Raw genomic sequence first — 19,558 nt, forward strand, 5'->3', positions numbered from 1 at the left:
GCATGGACTCCCAGCCCAGGGCCCTGGTCCGGCGCCCCTCTCCCTACCCCTTCGCCACCCACGGGATCCGCCGGGACAGCGACGGCGTCGCCCACTACGAGAACCTGCCGCGGTCCCTCGTGGAGGTCCTTCGTCACTGGGCCGAGACCACACCCGAGTCGGACGCGGTGAGCGAGGTCGGTGGTCCACGGCTGAGCTACCGCGAGCTGCACGAGCGGGCCGCGCGGGTGGCCGGGGGACTGCGGGCCGCGGGTGTGAACGCGGGTGACCGAGTGGCCCTGCGCTATCCGGCCGGAGCCCGGTGGGTGCTGGCTTTCTGGGGGACGTTGCTGGCGGGCGCAGTCCCGGTCGCTGTCAATACCCGTTTCACCCCCCATGAGGTGTCGTTCGTGCTGCAGGACGCCGATGTGGCTATCGACCTGACTCCCGACACCCCGCTGCCCGACGGTGATCCGGTCGTCGCGTCCGACCCCGGTCCGGACGATGTGGCGGCGATCTTCTACACATCCGGGACCACCGGCCACCCCAAGGGAGTGCCCACGACGCACGAGGCGTTCCTGAGCAACGCCGAGACGATGCTCCGCGGTCTCGGCGTGACCAGGGACATCGGCGCCGAGCTGCGCACCCTGATCAGCGTGCCGCTGTTCCACGTGACCGGCTGCAACTCCCAACTGCTGACCGCCGCCTACGCGGGCGGAGCGGCGGTCATCCTGCCGACGCTGGACCTCAAGGCGTTGCTCGACGCCGTCCATGGGGAACGGATCTCGTTCCTCGTGACGGTCCCCGCGGTGTACGCCCTGCTGCTGCGCGACCCCGCCTTCACTGACGCCGACACCTCGACCGTGCGCTGGGTCGGTTACGGCGGGGCCCCGATCGCGTCCTCCCAAGTACACGCGCTGCGCGCCGCGTTCCCGGGCTGTGACGTGTTCAACGGCTACGGCATGACCGAGACCGCGTCCCTGATGACTGTCCTGCCGAACGCCGAGGCCGCCGAGCATGCCGACTCCGTGGGATACGCCGTGCCGGTCGTCGACCTCGCCATCGCGCCCCTGGACCATCCCAACCGTGGGGAACTGCTGGCCCGCGGCCCCAACGTCATGCGCGGGTACTGGCGGCATCCCGAAGCGACCGAACAGGCCCTGCAGGACGGCTGGATGCGCACGGGCGACATCGTCGAGGTGGATGCCGAAGGCCGCGTGGTCGTCGTCGACAGGCTGAAGGACATCATCAACCGGGGTGGCGAGAACATCTCCAGCGTCGAGGTGGAGAACGCTCTGTCCGAGGCCCCCGGGGTCGCGGAGGTGGCCGTCGTCGGCGTACCGGACGACGTGATGGGCGAGAAGGTCGGGGCCGTGCTGGTGCCGACCGGCATCGGCCCGGACAGCCGCGCCGCGCTGGATGTCGACGCCGTCCTCGCGCACGCCCGCACCAGGCTGGCCGACTACAAGATGCCACAGTACGTGTCTGTCATCACCGGCCCCCTGCCGCGCAACGCGGGAGGCAAGGTGCGCAAGAACGAGGTCCGCCGGACGGCGACTTGGAGGTCCACGAAATCATGACGACTCCGGGAGACGCTTCCCAGGACACGGCTCGTGACGCCCTGGTGAGTGCCGCACGGGCCCTGTTCCCCCGCAAGGGATACGGCGGCACACGCATCACGGAGATCGCTCGCGCCGCGGGAACGTCCGTCTCCACCTTCTACTCCCGGTTCGACTCGAAGGAAGATGCCTACCGAGCCGCGATGGGATCCCCGCCGCCGAAGGCCGGGGCGAACGAGTCGGAACTGGGCGCCCGGGCACAGCGGAGCCGGAAGGCACTGCTCGTCGCGGCGCGCGCGTGCATCGAACGAGACGGATACGCCGCGGCACGCATCAGTGACATCGCCGCCGAGGCCAAAGTCGCGGTGGGCACGTTCTACACCTACTTCCCATCCAAGCTGGAAGTTTTCACGGAGGTTCTGCACCAAGGGCTGTTGTCCGAGCTCAAACACACCAGGATGCAGGCGCTGCACGAGCCGGTCGCGACCGACGGCGCCGACGGCCCAGAGGGTGTTGCCGAGGTTCGCGCGCAGGCCCGGCAACGGATCCACGTAGCGGTGCAGCGCTACTTCTCCAGCTACTCACGGCACGCGTTGTTGCTGCTGCGGGTGGACGAAGCGACCGGTGTCCATCCGGAACTGGTCCCCCTGCGGCTCGAACTGCACTGCGGATTCGCCGACCACATCGCCGCGAGCCTGCGCGACTGGCAGGCACTCGGCATCATCCGCACCGACCTCGACGTCCGGCACACCGCCGACGCCCTGGCCGCCATGGTCGGACAGACCACACGGCTGTGGCTCACCTACGGGCAGCCGCACGACCCGGAGACCGCCGTAGCCACGCTCACCCGACTGTGGGTTGCCGGCATCGGCCTGACGGACGGCCCATACGGCGAACAACCCGCCCCCTCCCCCGAGCATTGAATCGAGGAGTACCCGTGCAGCTGACCAATCGCCAGTGCCGGCTCGCCGCCCGGCCCGAGGGCCTGCCCAAACCGTCGGACTGGGACTTCGTCGACGCCGCGGTGGCCGCGATCGCGGACGGCGAGTTCCTCGTCCGGGTCGAGTATCTGTCGATCGACGCCGCCATGCGCGGCTGGATGACCCCTGTCCGCTCCTACATCCCGCCCGTCGAGATCGGCGACGTCATGCGCGCCGCTGCCATGGGGCGCGTCATCCAGTCCCGGCATTTGGACTTCCAGGTGGGCGACTACGTCAACGGAGCGTTCGGCGTGCAGGAGTACGCCGTATCCGACGGCGAGGGCGTGCGGGTGGTGGACCTGGCCCTGGGATCACCCGCCACGCACCTCGGCGTCCTCGGGCTCAGCGGGCTGACGGCCTACTTCGGGATCCTCGATGTCGGCAAGCCGCAACCGGGCCAGACGGTCGTGGTGTCCGGGGCGGCCGGATCCGTCGGCAGCATCGCGGGGCAGATCGCCCGGCTTCAGGAATGCCGGACCATCGGCATCGCCGGCGGGCCGGCCAAGTGCGACTGGCTGGTGAAGGAACTGGGCTTCGACGCCGCGATCGACTACAAGTCCCAGAACGTTCGGCGACAGCTGCGCGAACTGGCCCCGCAAGGCGTCGACGTATTCCTGGACAACGTGGGCGGCGACGTGCTCGACGACGTCCTGGTCCGGCTCGCTCCGCATGCCCGCGTCGTGATCAGCGGAGCCATCTCCCAGTACAACACCACCGAGGGTATGCGGGGCCCGGCCAACTACATGCAACTGCTCGTCTCCCGCGCCTCCATGACCGGCTTCGTCATCTTCGACTACGCCAAGCGGTACCGGGAGGCCCTGACCCAGTTGGCCGGGTGGCTGGACTCGGGTGCCCTGCACGCCCGCGAGGATGTGGTCGAGGCCGACATCGACGACTTTCCCGATGTCCTGCTGAGCCTGTTCCGCGGCGCGAACACCGGCAAGCTCGCGATGGCCCTCCCCGCGGCCCTCGGGAACGAAGGAGCAGTCGCATGAGCGGCCGGCTCGCGGGCAAAGTGGCCCTCGTGACAGGCGCCGCGGGCGGCATCGGGTCCGCCATGGCCCACCGGTTCCAGGCGGAGGGCGCGCACGTCCTGGTCACGGACGCGGACGCGAAGCGCGTGCATGCCCTGGGGGACGCACTGGGGGTGCCCGCCCGCGAACACGACGTCACCGACGAGCAGTCATGGGAGAGCGTCGCGGCATGGGCGCTGGATGGGCGCCGGAGCGTGGACATCCTGGTGAACAATGCCGGGATCCTGCTCGTGGCCTCCCTGCAAGAGACCACGTTGGAGAAGTTCCGGCGGGTACAGGAAGTCAACCAGGTCGGTGTGTTCCTCGGCATGCGCACCTTCGCCCCGATCATGGTCACCGCGGGGGCGGGGTCGATCATCAACCTGTCGTCCGTCGCCGGCCGTTCCGGCATGAAGTACGGCACCGCCTACGCGGCCAGCAAATGGGCCGTCAGAGGCATGACGAAATCCGTGGCCCTGGAAGTCGCCAAGCACGGCGTGCGCGTCAACTCCCTGCACCCCGGCCCCGTCGACACCGACATGAACAACCAGCAGAAGGAGCTGACCCCAGGCCTGGTCGACAAGGTGGTGGCAGGCATCCCGATGGGACGCGTTGCCGACCCCGCCGAAGTCGCCAACGCCGCGGTCTACTTCGCCTCGGACGAGAGCCGCTACCTGACCGGCAGCGAGATCGTCATCGACGGCGGCGCGACAGCCTGAACCGATTCCGGCCCGCAAGACGTCCAGACGCCGCCCGCAGCTGAGTGGCGTGTCAACTTCCGCTCACGAATCTGGACCGGCCGACCTGATCTCACGAGGAAGGTCGCGGGTCCTAGTGCTTTCTTCCGAGGCGCGTTGCGTCGAGCGACCGATTCCCGCGCAGCGGCGCGACCCTACGGTGGAGCGCATGAGCAACACGGCGCGCAAGACCTCCAGCGACTACGCGTTAGACGTGGTCCGGGGCTACGCGGATCATGACGCCACCGCCGTCCAGGAAGCGCTGGCCGGTCTGGACGCGGGCAGTTGGATCGAGGTGTACGCCGTGCTGAGCGGCCTTCTGCGTTCCACCATCAGCATCATGGAGCTAACCGGCAGGCGATGGAATCTGGACGAGCTGGTCCGGGGTTCCGACGAGGTCGCCGCCGTGGCCCCACCCCACTACGAGTTCGCGATGGCCGAGACCACGCGGGCCTGGGATCGCGGGGACGAATCTGCGATGCGGGCGTTGTCGGGCCAGGACCTCCTGGGCGCCGTGCACATGACGGCCGCGGGCGTCGCCGTCCTCGGAACGGCTCTGTGGGGCAGGGCCAAACTCCTCGACGTACTCAGGGAGTTCGGCCAAGCCGTCACCGAGCTCGCGAAGGATCGGGCTTCCGACGCCTAGCACCGCAGACCTCGGTATGCGGAAACCAGACTCTCGTCGGCTTCGTCGTCGATGCCACCTGCCTGCGAAGCCGGCGAGAACCTCTTGCACCCCCGTCCTCGAACCCCTCACAGAAGCGGAGCCTTACGCGTGCCCAGAGCCGCACGGAAGCACCCGTACGCGCCATGAACTTCCTGACCCCGCTGTCCGCCCTGTTCCCCGGAACCTCGGGCCGGCTCCTCACCGCCCTCGTCGCTCACCACACGGTCGACGCCACTGGTCCGCTGACGCTCGACGAGTTGTCCAAGGACGCCGCAGTGACGCCCACGCAGCTGGAGGCGGCACTCTTCCGTCTGGGCCTGCTGGGCCTGATCGCTCCACGGCGCAAAGGGGAAGCCGTACGTCTGGTCCCGGGCCACGTCGCCTGGGAAGCCCTGCGCCAACTGACCGACCTGCGGGACCGCGTCATCGCCATGGTCCGCGAGCGGGCGCGAGCCGACCTCCGCCCCGTACCGGACTACCTCGCGCTGAAGGGCGCCGTCGTCGACGGTACGGCGTCGCACCCCGCGGACGTACTGGAGTTGATCGTCGTCGCTCCGACGACCGCCCCGGCGGACTGGCTGGACGATGTCGCCACCCTCGTCGTTCAGCTGTCCCGTGATCTGGGGAACGTCGTGGTCCACCACAGCGCCCCTGACTCCCGTGCGGCGGAGGCCATCGGCGAAGGAACCGCCGTGCGTGTCCTGCCGTCATGACTCCGAGGCGCGAGGCTCTGCTTCGGCGCCCGCGGTCACCAACCGCACCAAGTCGGCCCAGGTGGCCTGCAGACGTGCGGCGGTGACCTGACACTCGTCACGCAGGTAGTCCATGGTCTCGAAGTTCGTGAACACGAGCATGGCGTGGGCAAGCATCTCGTGATCGGCTTCGACCCCCGCTTCCCGCAGAAGGGACGCGATGTGCCGGTGGAAGGACCGGCCGTTGTCGGCGGAGTGGCGCCGCTCCAGGGGGACCTGGCGGGCCAGCGCGGCACCCAGGTCGTTCTCGTCGGCGATGCGCTCGATCAGCGCGCATCCGAACGCGGTCAGCCGTTGACTCGGCGATGCGCCCGGCCCCAGCGGAGGCGGGCCCGAGGTGTACGCCTCCCGGAAGTCGGCCTCGGCGTCGCCCAGCAGGGTCAGCAGGAGTCCGGTGCGGTCACCGAACCGGCGGAACAGGGTGCCCTTTCCCACCCCGGCAGCCCGGGCGACCTCATGCATGGTCACGTGTTCCGCGCCCTGCTCGGCCACCAGCCGGGCGGCCGCCTCCAGCAGGAGAGCGCGGTTGCGGGCAGCGTCGGCCCGCTCCGCGACGACATCGTCAGGCACTGGCCTCACCGTTCCTTCTGCCGTGGCACCTTCGCATATACACAGCCGTCCTCGATCTGCACTGGGTACACCGGGACGAGACGCCGGCGGATCAAGGGCGTGCCCGGTGCGTAGGTCGAAGCGTGAACCGTGCAGCCAGCACTCGACCGTGCAGCCGTCCACCTCTCCCTCGGAGAGTGAGACGGCACTGTGCGAGCACACGTCGTGGATCGCGAAGACCTGCTTCTCGGCCAGCACGAGGGAGACAGGCACGCCCTCTACCTCGATCCGCCGGGGGACACCGTCCTCCAGCACGTCGAACTTGCACAGGTACGTGTAGCCGTCGCTCGGCATCGCTCTCCTCGGGGGCATCACAGGGGGGGTGGGCCATCGACTCCACGGGGATGCGTTGGGCAGTTCGCGCCGGTCAGCAGCATCTCGCACGTGATCGCGTGGCTGATCTTCAACGGTAGCGAGGCGACCTTGACCTGAGACCCTCCCTCGGCCCGAAGCAGTCTCGGCACATGGTCCTAGGACAGGATCCGGTTCAGGAATGTGGCGATAGTGTCCCAGGGCGAAGTGACCAGCCGGGCCGGTGTAGAGCGCCCTCCGGGTGCGGCCTTCGTGTAGGCGCCTTCGCAGACCGAGTCATCGCTCAGCATCTCGAAGAGCGTGCCGTGCGCGTACGGGTCGACGAAGCTGCAGCCGACCGTGTGCAGGGAGCGGACGCCCCGGCTGAAGGTGAAGCGTTCGGCGAGTTCCGCGTCCGCGAGTTCGTCCGAGGCGAAACGTCCGCGTATGTGGATGAGCAGCACGCAGCGTCACGGCTCACATGCGGGACCCCGTTCGGATTCCATCCCCGGCCGGGCCGGTCGGCAACCGGCTCGGCGCTGCATGCTCACCGTGACGGTGCTCCCTCAGCCGTTCACTGCCTGCTGGGCGACGGCACTGTCGGCGGCCTGGTACATCCGCGTGAGCTTGCCGTCCCGGACGGTCCACTCGTGGATGAACCGCACCGCCGTCGACTTGCCGTTCTTGGTGGGGTGGTAGTGGCCGACCACGAACACGCGGTCCTCACCCGACGGGTGGTACTCCTCGACCTCGGTCTCCCAGGAGTCGACCTGCGGCATGAGCTTGCCGAAGTACTCGAACACTCCCTCCGAGCCGTGGTAGACGCCCCCGTGCGGAAAGCCCGGAGTGACATCCCAGGCGAGGTCCGGAGACACCAGTTCGTTGATGACGTCCGCGTCGCCGTTGGCCTCGTACATGCGACGGACAAGTTCGGTGTTCGCAGTAGCAGACATGATCTTCCTTGCGGGACGTGATGCGTGGGTGTGGAGGTGGCCGCTCGGGCAACCTCGAGAACAGGCAACCCGTGTCGGCGGCGGGGTGGGAGTCCTCGCTGTGAGGGGTATCGGCAGGGACCCTCGCCCGCGGCGGGCTCGGCTCACCCCGAGCGTATGGACACCCAGGGCCAAGACGGCACGACTCTCCGTTCCTGCCGGGACAAGATCACCCTGAGCAGGCGGGTTGACGGCATACGGCTCCTGGCAATCCGGCACCAGACGCCCGTTGTCGGCGACCTGGCACTCGACCACCAGAGCCGGCATCCGGCTGGGGGTCCCTGCCAGTACCCCTCACAGCACAGACTCCCTCGTCATGGCCACTTCCCGTTGCATGGTCCGTGCCCCACTCTTCGGGGCCCGGCCAGTACGAGCGCCCATGCGCCCGGTCTGCCGGCCATCTCTCACGAAGGCCGTTCAGGAAGTCACCATGAAGATCGCAGTTCTGGGCACCGGCATGGTCGGCCGCGCCCTCGCAGGCCGACTCAGTGCCCTCGGCCACGACGTGGTCATCGGCACCCGAGACGTCGAGCAGACCCTGGCGCGCACCGAGCCCGACTGGCTGGGCAATGTGCCCTTCGCCCAGTGGCAGCAGGACCACCAGGCGGTGCGGCTCGCGGCGTTCGCCGACGCAGGGGCCCACGGCGAGATCATCGTCAACGCCACCCAGGGAGCCCTCTCCCTGAGCGCGCTGGAGGCGACCGGCGCCGCCAACCTGTCCGGGAAGGTTCTCTGGGACATCGCGTTGCCGCTCGACCTGTCGCAGGGCCTGCCCCCGTCGCTGACGGTGGCGAACACCGACAGCCTCGGTGAGCAGATCCAGCGCGCGTACCCCGAGGCCCGGGTCGTCAAGGCGCTGACCTCCGTGTTCGCCGAAGTCATGGTCGCCCCGGGCCGCATCCCCGGTGACCACAACATCTTCGTCGTCGGTGAGGACGCGGATGCCAAGGCCACGGTCGCGGGCTTGCTCAGCGAGATCGGTTGGCCCGAGAAGTCGATCCTGGATCTCGGCGGCATCCGTGCCGCGCGCGGAGTCGAGATGTACATGCCGCTGTACTTCGCCATCAACGCGGCCCTCGGCACGTTCGACTTCAACATCGCCGTCGTCCGCAAGTAGGGCGTCTTCGGGCCCAGGAGAACGGCGCTCCCTGGGCCCGTCCCGAAAGCGTGCACCGCTTCCGGTGCCCGGTCGCGCAGTGGTGCCACCACATGGGCGAGCTGTTCGCGAACCCCTGAAACGCCCCTCCCTCACAAGGCCACTGAGGCCCTGAGCAGAGCGATACCTCTTCGGACAAAACCCAGGTCCCACGAGCCCCTGCCAAGCACGTGTGTGTACGAGGGGTGGGGACGCCCCCGTACACACGCCTCGCGGACCTGTCCCGGCTCCATGCTCGAGCGGATGAGCGGAGCCGGGACAGGTCCGCACCCATGTCCCCTGTCCCCGAAGCACAGGCACGCGGCGGCGACCACCAGAACGACGAACGAAGTGTCAGCGCACTCCGTCCTCCGCCCGGCTGCCACACCCACCCCAGACGAACCTTCTCCGCCCTCCACCTCGAAGGTGCCTTGGTGGACGGCCCTCTCGCTCGCTCCGGGCACCCAGGCGACCGCCCGGATGCCGCCGTGTCCCAGCAGCCGGGCCTCCACTCCCATCAGCAAGCGACGCTGCCGCTCGTTCAGTTGCGGCAACGACACCGTGAGCTTCACAGCGAATTTGAGCGCCTCGTCCGGGATCCGCCTGCAGAGGGCGACGAGTCGGCAATCACGCGGCCCTGTGGGCGGCGAGCGACGTGGCGGCCGGGAGGTGGCTGTGGATGGGGGCACCGCTCAGGGAGAGGGGCAGGCCGGTTCCCCCGTTGGCGTGGGCGATGATCTCCGCCGTGATGGAGATGGCCGTCTCCTCCGGGGTATGGGCGCCGAGGTCCAGGCCGATCGGGGAGCGGAGGCGGGAGAGGTGCTCCTCCGGGGTCCCGGCCTCCCGCAGCAGGCGCAGACGTTCGTCGTGGGTGCGGCGGGAGCCCATGGCACCGACGTAGCCGACCGGCAGACCGAGGGCCAGGCGGAGCAGCGGGATGTCGAACTTGGCGTCGTGGGTGAGGACGCAGATGGCGGTCCGGGCGTCCACCTCGGTGCGTTCCAGGTAGCGGTGGGGCCAGTCGACCACGACCTCATCCGCGTACGGGAAGCGGGCGGTAGTGGCGAAGACGGGCCGGGCGTCGCAGACGGTGACCTGGCAGCCCAGGAAGCGTCCAGCCTGGCTGAGGGCTGCGGCGAAGTCGACCGCGCCGAAGACAAGCATCCGGGGGCGGGGCGCGTTGACGTGGACGAGCACGGACAGTCGTTCGGGGCAGGTCTCGGCGTCGCCGCCGATGTCGACACGGCGGGTGCGCCCCGCGCGGAGCAGGGCGGCAGCCTGTACCGCGATCGCCCGGTCCTCGCGGACGCCGCCGAGGCTTCCGTCGTACCCGCTGCCGTCGCCGAGAATGCCGAGAGTTCGGCCCAGGAGTTCCTCGGGGCCGTCGACGATCTGAGCCACGGCAGCGGGCCGGCCCCGTACAGCCTCTTCGAGAGCGGCAGCCAGGTGAGGCTGGTCCACTGGCTCGACGCGCTGGACCAGAACGTCGATCTCGCCGCCGCAGGTCAGACCCACGGCGAAGGCATCGTCGTCGGAGTAGCCGAACCGGGCTCTCGCCGGAGCGCCGCCATCCTCCAGCACCTGACGGCACAGGTCGTAGACAGCACCCTCGACACAGCCTCCGGAGATGCTGCCCACCACGGTGCCTTCGGCGTCGACGGCGAGCGCTGTGCCAGGTGGCAGGGGGGCGCTGCCACTGACCTGGACGACGGTGGCGAGGGCGAAGGGTCGAGCCTCGCGGCACCAGGCGTGCAGCGTGTCTGCGATGTTCAGCATGAAGGGTCTCCGTGTGCGACGGCATGGAACGACGACGTAGCAGGCCGCCGCCGTGTCGTCCGGGGAATTGACGTGACGCGGCGGCGGCCCTGGTGCCCGGCGGCGGCGATCCGCTCAGCCGCCGCCGGACGGTCGGAGGGGCACCCGGGGGTTCAGAGCAGAGCCCCCGCGGTGATGGGCAGTTCACGTACGCGGCGGCCGGTGGCGTGGAAGACCGCGTTGGCGACGGCGGGTGCCACGCCGACCAGGACGATCTCGCCGAGACCCTTCACCCCGAGCGGGTTGGCCTCGTCGTCCCTGCCGTCGAGGTAGATCGCCTTCAGGTCGGGGATGTCGGCGTTGACGGGCACCATGTAGTCGGCGAGGTTCGCGTTGACGATGCGGCCGTCACGGTGGTCGGTGATCGTGTGTTCCAGCAGGGCCGCGCCGATGCCGCCGACCATGGCGCCGAGGGCCTGGCTGTCGGCGAGCTTGGGACTGATGATCCGGCCCGCGTCGAAGACGCCGAGCATCCGCCGCACCCGCACCAGGCCCAGCCGGGCGTCCACGCCGACCTCGGTGAACACCGCTCCGTAGGCGAACATGGAGGACCGGGGCTGCCCCGGGGCGTACGAGCCCGTTGATTCCAGGTGGGTGCGGTCGTTGCGGGCCAGCAGTCGCTGGTATGTCTCGCCGCGCGCGGGCTCGTTGCGTACGTGCAGTCGGCCGGCCCGTACGACGACGTCGTCCGCGTCGATGCCGTAGAGCGGTGAGTCCTCGTCCCCGACGGCGAGTGCGACCGCATGGCGCCGAAGCTTGTCGCAGCCGTCCTGGACGATGGTGCCGAGGCTCGCCATGGTCATCGAGCCGCCGTGGATCGGGGCCTCGGGCATGTCGGTGTCGCCGAGCCGGAAGGTGACGCGGCGGACCGCGAGGCCGAGGGCGTCGGCGGCGACCTGGGTCATGGAGGTGTAGGTGCCGGGGCCCATGTCGCTGGACGCCGACTCGACCAAGGCAGTTCCGTCGGCGTCCAGCCGCACCCGGGCCTGGCCCCCCATCCGATAGGTGTCATAGACGGCCGCAGCCATACCGGTGCCGATCAGCCAGTCGCCCTCGCGGGTGGCGCGGGGCCGGGGATTACGGCGGTCCCAGCCGAACGCGCGGGCACCGACGGTGTAGCACTCGCGCAGCCGCCGGGTGGAGAACGGCAGTCCGCTGGCCTGGTCGTTCGCGGGTTCGTTGCGCTGCCGCAACTCGATGGGGTCCACGCCGAGTTCGTGCGCGAGTTCGTCCATCGCGCTCTCGACGGCGAAGGCGGCGGAGAAGTAGCCGGGACCGCGCATCGGGGTCGGGGTGTTCACGTTCAGCGGCACGGTCCGCAGCGTCTGGCTGACGTTGGGCGTGGTGTAAAGCATCTGCCCTGGGGAGAGGACGGCCTGCTCCGCGAAGGTCTCGTAGCTGGACGTCTCGCCCCGCAGGTCGTGCGTCATCGCGGTCAGCCGCCCGCGGCGGTCGCTGCCCAGCCGCACCTTGTACTGGTACGACGGCCGATAGCCCACCCCGAAGTACAGCTGCCTGCGCGTCAGCACCAGCTTGACCGGACGGCCCACCTCACGCGCGGCGAGGGCCGCGATGGTGATGTGCGGCCAGCCCCGCGCGGCGTTACCGAACGCGCCCCCGACGAACGGCGCGATCACCCGGATGGACTCCGCCGGGATGCCGAAGTTCGCGGCGATCTCGTCACGCGGGCTGCGCACCCACTGCGACTTGTCCCACAACGTGAGCCGGTCGCCCTCCCAGTGGGCGACGGTGGCGTGGAGTTCCATCGCGTTGTGGTGGTTGCGGGCGAGCCGGTAGTCCATCTCCAGCCGTACCGCGGCTGACCGCAGGGCCGACTCCGCGTCGCCGCGTTTATAGGTGATGGGATCGCCCGCCGCCGGGGCGTTGGTGAGGTCGGTGACGGGTCGTTCGGCGTCGTATTCGACCTTCACCAGGCTCGCCGCGTGCCGGGCGGCCTCCAAAGTAGTGGCGACGACGACGGCGACCGGCTGGCCGTGGAAGCGGACCTGGTCGTCCTGGAAGACCCGCAGCCGCTCGCCCGGGAGATTGAGCGAGCCCGGGTTCGGGCCGTACGACAGCTTGGGGGCGTTGCGGTGGTGGATCACCTTCAACACACCGCGCTGAGCTTCGGCGGCACGGGTGTCGATGCCCGTGATGCGTCCCCGGCCGATGGCGCTGTCGACGACGGCCGCGTGCACGACGTCCTGGGGCCCCTCGGGCCTCTGGTCGGCGGCGTACTTGGCCTGGCCGGTCACCTTCAGCCGCCCGTCCACGCGGGAGAGCGGTGCACCGACGGCTGCCTGCGGCTGAGGGCTCATACCATCTCTCCTACGATGCGCAGCTGGCGTTCGACGGTCCGCCTGAGCAGCGCAACCTTGAACCGGTTGTGGGCAAGGGGCCGCGTGCCGGCCACCGCCTGCTCGGCGGCCTCGGCCCACAGTGCCTGCGACGGGCGTCTCCCGATGAGCTGCCGCTCCACGGCGGGCAGCTTCCACGGAACGGTTCCGACGCCGCCTGCAGCGATCCTCGCCTCGCGAATCACTCCGTTGCGGACATGCAGGGCCACGGCCGCCGAGGTCAGCGCGAACTCGTACGACTGGCGGTCACGCACCTTCAGATAGCCGGACTTCAGGGGCCGCGGCAGGGGCGGGATCTCCACCGCTGTGATCAACTCGCCTTTTCGGAGGGCCTGTTCATGGTTGGGTGTGCTGCCGGGTTTGAGGAGGAAGTCGGCGAAGGGGACGCTGCGTTCCCCGTCCGGACCCAGCAGGTGGACGGTCGCCTCCAGGGCGGCGAAGGCCACGGCGACGTCGGAGGGATGGGTGGCCACGCAGGCGTCGGAGGTGCCGAGGATGGCATGGCTGCGGTTGAAGCCTTCGCGGGCCGCGCATCCCGAGCCGGGCTCGCGCTTGTTGCAGGCGGCGGTCACGTCGCGGAAGTAGGTGCAGCGGGTGCGCTGCATGATGTTGCCGCCGATGGTGGCCATGTTGCGCAGCTGGGCGGAGGCGCTCAGCTCCAGGGCCTGAGAGACGATCGGGAAAGCGGCGCGCACCGCGGGGTGGGCGGCGGCCTCGGCCATGCGGACCAGGGCACCGATGCGCAGCCCGCCGCCCTGGGTGACGAGCACGTCCCGCAGTGGTAGGCCGGTGATGTCGACCAGGGTCTCGGGCCGCTCGACGGTCTCCCGCATCAGATCGACGAGAGTGGTGCCGCCGGCGATGTAACGGCCCCCGCGGCGACCGGCGTTGAGAGCCTCACGCGTGTTGGAGGCCTTGGTGAAGGCGAAGGGATGCATCAGAGAGGGCCCTCACTTCCCGCCGGCGGTCTGCTCGACCGCGCGGACGATCTTGACGTAGCAACCGCAGCGGCAGATGTTGCCGCTCATCCATTCCCGGATCTCCTCGGGCGAGCCGGTGTGTCCCTCCTTGATGCAGCCGACGCCCGACATGATCTGACCGGGGGTGCAGTAGCCGCACTGGAAGGCGTCCTGATCGATGAACGCCTGCTGCAGCGGGTGCAGTTCGTCGCCGTCGGCCAGGCCCTCGATGGTCGTGACCTCGGAGCCCTCCAGGCGGACGGCCAGCGTCAGGCAGGAGTTGACCCGGTGCCCGTCGACCAGGACCGTGCAGGCCCCGCAGGCTCCGGCGTCGCAGCCCTTCTTGGTACCGGTCAGCTGAATGTGCTCGCGCAGCAGGTCCAGCAAGGACGTGCGGTTGTCGACGGTGACCGTGCGGCGCTCGCCGTTGACGGTCAGGGAAACACGACTGCTGCCGGGGGATGCCGCCTCAGCTGCGTCGGCCTCCGTGCCGCCGAGGAACGGCGCTGCCGCGGTCAGGCCGCCAGCCACGGCGACACCGCCCACAGCGGTGGTCGTGGCGATGAAGGTCCGACGCGACGGAGGCGAGGAGGGATTCGTGGACGGGGAAGCTGCCGGTTGGGGGGATTCGACAGGCATACACACTCTCTCGATGCGTCGGGACGGTGGGGGGCGTACTCGTCGTCGATGTGCGCTGGACGGCGGGGCAAGCTCCGGCCGTCCCCTCAGGTTTCGCGAGCCGGCCGACAGCCCTCGACCCGGAGGCCTCCGAGGGTCTTGCGCAGCAGTTCGCCAGAACAGCTCTTGGCAACGTCTGCCGTGGTAATCACGGTGCATAGACCCCGCCGTGCGGATGGAGGCCTGAACGCGCTCCGTCACCCAGGAGCTTGGCTGAGCCGGATCACTGCCACCTCTTCCCTCGGACGACTGTGTGGGCTGTCGCCATGCAACCGATTCCGACCGTGGTGTGGGAGGCACAGCTGTGAGGGGTAACAGCAGTGCCCCCCAGAGGGGTTGGGACTCTCATAGGCTGATATGTTGGACGACCACGCTGAAGTCCGCACGTTTCTCACGTCTCGGCGCGCCAGAATCACGCCCGAGCAGGCCCGTCTGATCGCCGAGGGGGGTAAGTGCCGGGTGACGGGGTACCGCGGGGGCCGGGTCGCGATGGTCGCCGGAGTCCGCGTCGAGCACTACACCCGCACGGAACGCAGCAGCCTCAACGGCGTCTCCGAGAGCACCTTGGACACGCTCGCCTATGCGCCGCACCTCGCCGAGACGGAGCAGCGACACTCGCTCGGCTTCGCCCGCGCCGCCAACACGCAGAACGGCCGCCCGGTGGCGGGGCGGCCCACGTTCTCGTACGGGAGTCCGCCAGCCGTTGCTAACCGTCCAACCCGGTCTAACGCACTGCCGGACACACCATCGGTGATCGAGTCCAGCCGGAGCGGGTCAACAAGAAGACACCTCGTACATGTACTTCCGATGCCTCCGGTGCCGGGATGTCCACTACAGACCGGCACCGAACCACATTTGACGCCCGGAATGCCGGATATGCCACACACGCGGCGGACAGGGATGACGATACTCACGGCCCGGATTCGCCCCGGATTCGACCCAGCGGTTTGTTTAGCGAGTAAACATGGCATCTGACCTGCGAAAATAAGGAGCGGCAGACGAGTCAGGCTGTACGCCGGGTTCTGTTCCGAGGGGTCCTCGCAGCCCCGGATGGGGACTGTTCCGACAGGTGGCATCGAGGGTGAAGTGGACAGGTAGTTCGACGGAGTCCACATCTTCCGCCTGGGCGGGAAATCGACACCCGCCCCCAGCCGACACGCACCCGCAGTGCCGATCGTGAGGCGGGCGGACATTCACTCATCGGCTTCGAAGATCAGGGCGGGGCCGGCGGCGTGGCCGGAGGGGAAGTACTGCTTGAGTTCGACCGCGCCCGGGTGCTTGAAGCGGCCGAGCACCGCGGCCTCGCGTCGGGCGGCGTTCTCGACGGACTGGCGCAGGGAGGCGTCGGAGCCGCGTTCGCTGAGGTAGATGCGGACGCGGGCGGCCTCGGGGAGGTCGCTGTGACGGGCGAGGTAGTCCGCCCAGGTGGGACCGGAGTCGAAGGACTTCCGCTCCAGCTCGTACGGGCCGACCTTGTACTGCGCGTCGCTCTTGCGGATGCCGATGTTCTTGAGGGCCGCCTCGATCTCGCGCGAGCTGATCGCCGTGATGCGGCGCCGCTCGTCACGCGGCGGCTGCTTGAGCATCTCGACCAGCTGGTGGACGGTGTAGACACCGTTCTGGTCGTGGGCGGGCAGGCGTACGCGAAGGCTGTTGTCGGTGAAGCAGACGGCTTCGGCGACCCAGACCCGCTTGTTGCCGGGCAGGGCGAGCAGGCCGGCGAGTTCCTTGGCCTTGCGGTTGACCAGGTGCAGCGGGTTGCCGTGCGTACGGCGACGGCCGCCGGGCGTGGTCTGCACCCAGGTGCCGTTCTCGGAGGTGACCGAGCCGTGCCAGTCCTTCAGCTCGATCATGCAGACGCCGCCGGGGGCGACGACCAGCAGGTCCACCTCGCGGACGTGGCCGGTGTTCGCGGTGAAGGTGAAGTTCGACCAGGCACGCCAGGGATCGGAGTCCGGCAGCTTCTCCCGGATCGCCTCCAGGCCGCGGCGTTCATGATCGAACTCGGACTCGGTGACCGTGACCCACCGGCCTTCCCGCATGCCTGTTCCCCGCTTCTCGTGTCCCACAAGGGCCGCCGTTTCCCGTGAACTGACCCTCGGCACTGATCCTAGTGGTTGCATGTGACATGAAAAGAGATGGTGAAGGACGGGACTGAGGAACATTTCCCCTTTGTCGCCCGACTCCGGCAACCTGCTACGCGCGCACCACCCACACTCTGGAGCCTCGGCCCACGCCCTCGGGTGAAAATGCGCAGACTCCACACAGTCGATACGGTCGCGACCGACGCCATCCCGTCCGGGGCCAACGCGAGCCAGCACATCCGGCGCCTGTGCAGCGACACCACGGCGTCCAAAATCGATCTCTCTCAACCAGTGCGTGCACTAACGTGGTTACCCGCTGCGCACCTTCCCGGAGGGTACGTCGGCGGTGTTCCAGGTGCCGGTCCTCGGTGATGAGCGACGAGTGGTCTCCACCGCGTCCTGCACGCGGTGTGACTGCGGATGCCCGGTAGGGCGATCCCTGCCATTCCCAGCTCACGCTCAGGAGTGGAAACCGATGAACCCCGTCGAGTACAAGCTTGCACGTCGTGGCCGGATTCGTCAGATTCTGGTCGACGTCACGGTGGGAGTCGTCATCAACCTGTTGGTGGCGGCCCTGACCGCGGCAGCACGCCTGGTCTTCTGACCGGCAGGTGGCGGGCCCGGGAGAGCCCGCCACTCCACGTGCTGGTGCCCGTGTCAGAAGAGGCGCATGTCTCCGGGCGGGGTGTCCTTCTTCTGGCGCTTCCTGCGGCGGCGCCGTCCTCGGCCGGGCCGGGGCAGATGTGGCTGTCGCGCCTGCTCCGGCAGGTTCTCCCAGGTGGGTCGCAGACCGTGGATCGCGACGTCTCCGACGAGTCCCTTCAGGTAGTTCCGGGTCTCCTCGTCCGTGGAGTAGAGCACGGTCGCCCGGCTCGCCCTGGTCATCAGCACGTGGTAGGCGTGCCGGACGAGGCGGGCGAACTCGTCATCGTCCACGCTCTTCGGCTTGACCTTGGGATCGAACGACCCGGGAACGGCGACCCGCTTGACGCCCGCCTCCTTGTCCTCCCGGTCCTTGCCCCGGCGGAACACCCAGCGGTCGCCCCGACGCACCATGTCCTCGCCCATGATCACGCCACACCAGTCCCACTCCAGTCCCTGCGCGGTGTACACACAACCGATCTGGCCGAGGCCGTTCTCGTGCACGGACCAGATCTTGGAAGGGGGGACGGTCTTGTTCTCACAGAAGGAATCGCTGTCCGCGTTCCACGGCCGGTGCCAGTCGCCGATCCGGACGTCGGATTCGAGCCGCTTCTCCTTGCCCAGGGGTTTCGTCCAGGGCCAGCAGTATCCGGCGACCATGCGCGCGGAGGCCCCTGCCACGGCCTCGGAACGGATGATCCGCTCGAGCTCCTCGGGGCTGTCCACGACCTCGACGTGCATCAGCCCGTCCGGGGTCCACGGCTCCGGCTCCGCGTCCGACACCCCCAGCGCGCCCCACACCCAGCGGATGTAGGCGTCGCTGCCGCCGCACCGGAACTGTTCCCGCAGACGGTAACGGACCAGCTGGGCGTCGTAGCGCTGTGCCGCGTCCTCCACGAGAGCGACGGTGCCGACCTCCTGCGGACGCACGGACTGGCCCTCGTCGAGGAAGAACACCGTCAACCGGGAGGCGTCGAGCAGCTCGTCCACCTGAGGCTTCGTGCCCCAGTCCTCGGGTTTCCAGAAGCGGTTGGTGGAACGGTCGCGCAGGCGGTGGGCCTCGTCGCAGATCAGTACGTCCAGGGGCGGGTCGGGCGGCGTGACGAAGTTGCTGAAGTAGGTGAAGCTCTCCCTGAACTCCCGGTCGCCGTACCCGACATGCTCCTGGAGGGCGCCGTTGAACGCCCTGCTGCCGCTCGCGTACTTGACTGTTCGGTCGTCGGCCTCCAGTTCGGCCTTGAGTTGGAGGCCGATGGCACTCTTGCCCGTGCCGGCACCACCCGTGACGAGGAACACCACCCGTCGCTCGTCGGGGAGGAGCGCGGGCCGACGGGGATCCGGAAGCACCTTGGCGGCAGTGTCGAGGATCTGGTCCGCGACCTTCTTCTGACGGCCGCGCAGGGTGAAGACCGTGTCCTCGCCGCTGGAGCGGATCATGGCGTCGAGCAGCGGGGTGTTGCGCAGGCCCATGCTCCGTAACAGGATCTCGGCCGCCGAGTCCGCCCCGTCGGCGGCGAAGCTGCTCCGCAGGTCCGAAATCAGTTGGGCGCGGCGGTCGCTGGTGTAGACGCGGGCGTAGGGACCGGTCGGCGCGTCCACGCCGACCAGCGGGAGCACCGAGGCGTCGGTGGCGTTGTGCAGATAGGCGAAGCCACCGCACTCGAAGTCGAGCCCGTACAGCGGACCTCTGTCACTCGTGAACGCCTCGTAGTATTCGCGCAGTTGCAGCGCGGGGTGCTTCTTCTCCCCCATGCCGGGGACATGCACCAGGTCCGCGGTGGCTCGCTCCACCCGGGTCACCGTCGACCACCGCTTCAGCTCGACGAGTTGCACGGACAGGCCGTTCTCTTCGGGATGATGGCCCACGAGGACGACGTCGATGAGCCGCGGGTCCCCGGCGCGGTCGGTCTCGTCGAGCGTGGCCGCGCACTCGACGACCATCTCGACGTTCCCGCGGTCGGCGGCGACCAGATCCTCGGCGAGGTGTACCAGGCTCTCCGCCCAGGCGGAACGTTCGGTCAACGAAGCGTCGGTGGTGAGGAAGTGCTTCCACCTCGCGGCAAGGTGGGGCACCATACGGCGTCTTGAGTTCAGGTTCAGCAGATCCCGCGCTGCCAGTTTCAGCAGGAGCATGGACACGAGGTGGATCCCCCAGGGCACGAGTGACTCGTGCGGGTGGGGGCATGTCCCGTGAGGAAGCCCGTCGGGCCGCAATGACGTCTGGGATCTTAGGAAGTGACGACCCGTCCCGGCGCATATGACACGTCGGTCGGCTGGAAGCACGGACATCGTGGCCGGATATCACGTGC

The 19,558-nt window shown here is 68.9% G+C and carries 16 protein-coding genes and 3 pseudogenes; 8 read left to right on the plus strand and 11 right to left on the minus strand.

Features of this window, described 5'->3' with window-relative positions:
- Nucleotides 1-2: 2 nt before the first annotated feature.
- The 6 genes from ACIRR9_RS11300 to ACIRR9_RS11325 all read left to right on the plus strand — a co-directional run bounded on the left by ACIRR9_RS11300 (nt 3) and on the right by ACIRR9_RS11325 (nt 5,648).
- Complete coding sequence (locus tag ACIRR9_RS11300; protein WP_403749986.1) at nt 3-1,559, plus strand: class I adenylate-forming enzyme family protein; 1,557 nt, start codon at nt 3-5, stop codon at nt 1,557-1,559.
- A complete protein-coding gene (locus ACIRR9_RS11305; RefSeq protein ID WP_403749988.1) occupies nt 1,556-2,461 on the plus strand; it encodes a TetR/AcrR family transcriptional regulator in 906 nt (301 codons plus the stop codon). Before ACIRR9_RS11300 ends, ACIRR9_RS11305 begins: the two co-directional genes overlap by 4 nt.
- A 14-nt stretch (nt 2,462-2,475) precedes the next feature.
- The gene (locus ACIRR9_RS11310; protein ID WP_403749991.1) at nt 2,476-3,513 is read left to right on the plus strand and encodes an NADP-dependent oxidoreductase; all 1,038 of its coding nucleotides are present in this window, start codon (nt 2,476-2,478) and stop codon (nt 3,511-3,513) included.
- Nucleotides 3,510-4,250, plus strand: a complete 741-nt coding sequence (locus ACIRR9_RS11315) for an SDR family NAD(P)-dependent oxidoreductase (RefSeq protein ID WP_403749993.1) — start codon at nt 3,510-3,512, stop codon at nt 4,248-4,250. Before ACIRR9_RS11310 ends, ACIRR9_RS11315 begins: the two co-directional genes overlap by 4 nt.
- Before the next feature lie 187 nt (nt 4,251-4,437).
- Nucleotides 4,438-4,914 (plus strand): hypothetical protein, encoded by a 477-nt coding sequence (locus ACIRR9_RS11320; protein ID WP_403749994.1) that lies wholly within the window; start codon nt 4,438-4,440, stop codon nt 4,912-4,914.
- Nucleotides 4,915-5,078: 164 nt separating this feature from the next.
- Complete coding sequence (locus ACIRR9_RS11325) at nt 5,079-5,648, plus strand: hypothetical protein (RefSeq protein ID WP_403749996.1); 570 nt, start codon at nt 5,079-5,081, stop codon at nt 5,646-5,648.
- On the opposite strand, the gene ACIRR9_RS11330 is transcribed toward ACIRR9_RS11325, so the two are convergent.
- The 4 genes and pseudogenes from ACIRR9_RS11330 to ACIRR9_RS11345 all read right to left on the minus strand — a co-directional run bounded on the left by ACIRR9_RS11330 (nt 5,643) and on the right by ACIRR9_RS11345 (nt 7,540).
- Nucleotides 5,643-6,257, minus strand: coding sequence for a TetR/AcrR family transcriptional regulator (locus ACIRR9_RS11330; RefSeq protein WP_403750527.1), 615 nt, complete (start codon nt 6,255-6,257; stop codon nt 5,643-5,645). The two genes, ACIRR9_RS11325 and ACIRR9_RS11330, sit on opposite strands and share 6 nt — an antisense overlap.
- A gap of 132 nt (nt 6,258-6,389) precedes the next feature.
- Nucleotides 6,390-6,608: pseudogene (locus ACIRR9_RS11335) on the minus strand (Rieske 2Fe-2S domain-containing protein); the annotation flags it as partial.
- 158 nt (nt 6,609-6,766) lie between these two features.
- The gene (locus ACIRR9_RS11340; protein ID WP_403749998.1) at nt 6,767-7,051 is read right to left on the minus strand and encodes a hypothetical protein; all 285 of its coding nucleotides are present in this window, start codon (nt 7,049-7,051) and stop codon (nt 6,767-6,769) included.
- 102 nt (nt 7,052-7,153) lie between these two features.
- Entirely contained in the window at nt 7,154-7,540 is a 387-nt protein-coding gene (locus ACIRR9_RS11345) for a nuclear transport factor 2 family protein (protein WP_403750000.1), read from the minus strand.
- 469 nt (nt 7,541-8,009) lie between these two features.
- Here ACIRR9_RS11345 and ACIRR9_RS11350 point away from each other — a divergent pair, with 469 nt between their 5' ends.
- Entirely contained in the window at nt 8,010-8,696 is a 687-nt protein-coding gene (locus ACIRR9_RS11350; RefSeq protein WP_403750002.1) for an NADPH-dependent F420 reductase, read from the plus strand.
- Between the two features lie 382 nt (nt 8,697-9,078).
- Here the strand turns inward: ACIRR9_RS11350 and ACIRR9_RS11355 are convergent.
- The 6 genes and pseudogenes from ACIRR9_RS11355 to ACIRR9_RS11380 form a co-directional block, all read right to left on the minus strand.
- Nucleotides 9,079-9,313: pseudogene (locus tag ACIRR9_RS11355) on the minus strand (ISAzo13 family transposase); the annotation flags it as partial.
- A gap of 28 nt (nt 9,314-9,341) precedes the next feature.
- A complete protein-coding gene (locus ACIRR9_RS11360; protein ID WP_403750004.1) occupies nt 9,342-10,490 on the minus strand; it encodes an XdhC family protein in 1,149 nt (382 codons plus the stop codon).
- 152 nt (nt 10,491-10,642) lie between these two features.
- Nucleotides 10,643-12,847 carry a xanthine dehydrogenase family protein molybdopterin-binding subunit gene (locus ACIRR9_RS11365; RefSeq protein WP_403750005.1) on the minus strand — a complete coding sequence of 735 codons (2,205 nt, stop codon included), beginning with the start codon at nt 12,845-12,847 and terminating at the stop codon, nt 10,643-10,645.
- Nucleotides 12,844-13,824 carry an FAD binding domain-containing protein gene (locus ACIRR9_RS11370; protein WP_403750007.1) on the minus strand — a complete coding sequence of 327 codons (981 nt, stop codon included), beginning with the start codon at nt 13,822-13,824 and terminating at the stop codon, nt 12,844-12,846. Before ACIRR9_RS11370 ends, ACIRR9_RS11365 begins: the two co-directional genes overlap by 4 nt.
- 12 nt (nt 13,825-13,836) lie before the next feature.
- Complete coding sequence (locus ACIRR9_RS11375; protein ID WP_403750009.1) at nt 13,837-14,484, minus strand: (2Fe-2S)-binding protein; 648 nt, start codon at nt 14,482-14,484, stop codon at nt 13,837-13,839.
- Nucleotides 14,485-15,728: 1,244 nt separating this feature from the next.
- Nucleotides 15,729-16,565 (minus strand): annotated as a pseudogene (locus ACIRR9_RS11380) (NERD domain-containing protein); the annotation flags it as partial.
- A gap of 517 nt (nt 16,566-17,082) precedes the next feature.
- On the opposite strand from ACIRR9_RS11380, the gene ACIRR9_RS11385 reads away from it, so the two are divergent.
- Complete coding sequence (locus ACIRR9_RS11385; RefSeq protein WP_403750012.1) at nt 17,083-17,211, plus strand: DUF6408 family protein; 129 nt, start codon at nt 17,083-17,085, stop codon at nt 17,209-17,211.
- Nucleotides 17,212-17,264: 53 nt separating this feature from the next.
- Here ACIRR9_RS11385 and ACIRR9_RS11390 read toward each other — a convergent pair whose 3' ends face one another.
- Nucleotides 17,265-19,382, minus strand: coding sequence for a DUF2075 domain-containing protein (locus ACIRR9_RS11390; RefSeq protein WP_403750529.1), 2,118 nt, complete (start codon nt 19,380-19,382; stop codon nt 17,265-17,267).
- Between the last annotated feature and the right edge of the window lie 176 nt (nt 19,383-19,558).

The sequence above is a fragment of the Streptomyces sp. NPDC101234 genome, assembly GCF_044767525.1.
In the GTDB taxonomy this organism is placed as follows: Bacteria; Actinomycetota; Actinomycetes; order Streptomycetales; family Streptomycetaceae; genus Streptomyces; species Streptomyces sasae.

Coding starts and splice junctions, on each gene's coding strand:
- ACIRR9_RS11345 (WP_403750000.1), bottom strand. CDS start 7,540: ATGTCTGCTACTGCGAACACCGAACTTGTCCGTCGCATGTACGAGGCC.
- ACIRR9_RS11325 (WP_403749996.1), top strand. CDS start 5,079: ATGAACTTCCTGACCCCGCTGTCCGCCCTGTTCCCCGGAACCTCGGGC.
- ACIRR9_RS11375 (WP_403750009.1), bottom strand. CDS start 14,484: ATGCCTGTCGAATCCCCCCAACCGGCAGCTTCCCCGTCCACGAATCCC.
- ACIRR9_RS11305 (WP_403749988.1), top strand. CDS start 1,556: ATGACGACTCCGGGAGACGCTTCCCAGGACACGGCTCGTGACGCCCTG.
- ACIRR9_RS11315 (WP_403749993.1), top strand. CDS start 3,510: ATGAGCGGCCGGCTCGCGGGCAAAGTGGCCCTCGTGACAGGCGCCGCG.
- ACIRR9_RS11390 (WP_403750529.1), bottom strand. CDS start 19,382: ATGCTCCTGCTGAAACTGGCAGCGCGGGATCTGCTGAACCTGAACTCA.
- ACIRR9_RS11365 (WP_403750005.1), bottom strand. CDS start 12,847: ATGAGCCCTCAGCCGCAGGCAGCCGTCGGTGCACCGCTCTCCCGCGTG.
- ACIRR9_RS11300 (WP_403749986.1), top strand. CDS start 3: ATGGACTCCCAGCCCAGGGCCCTGGTCCGGCGCCCCTCTCCCTACCCC.
- ACIRR9_RS11350 (WP_403750002.1), top strand. CDS start 8,010: ATGAAGATCGCAGTTCTGGGCACCGGCATGGTCGGCCGCGCCCTCGCA.
- ACIRR9_RS11385 (WP_403750012.1), top strand. CDS start 17,083: ATGAACCCCGTCGAGTACAAGCTTGCACGTCGTGGCCGGATTCGTCAG.
- ACIRR9_RS11320 (WP_403749994.1), top strand. CDS start 4,438: ATGAGCAACACGGCGCGCAAGACCTCCAGCGACTACGCGTTAGACGTG.
- ACIRR9_RS11370 (WP_403750007.1), bottom strand. CDS start 13,824: ATGCATCCCTTCGCCTTCACCAAGGCCTCCAACACGCGTGAGGCTCTC.
- ACIRR9_RS11360 (WP_403750004.1), bottom strand. CDS start 10,490: ATGCTGAACATCGCAGACACGCTGCACGCCTGGTGCCGCGAGGCTCGA.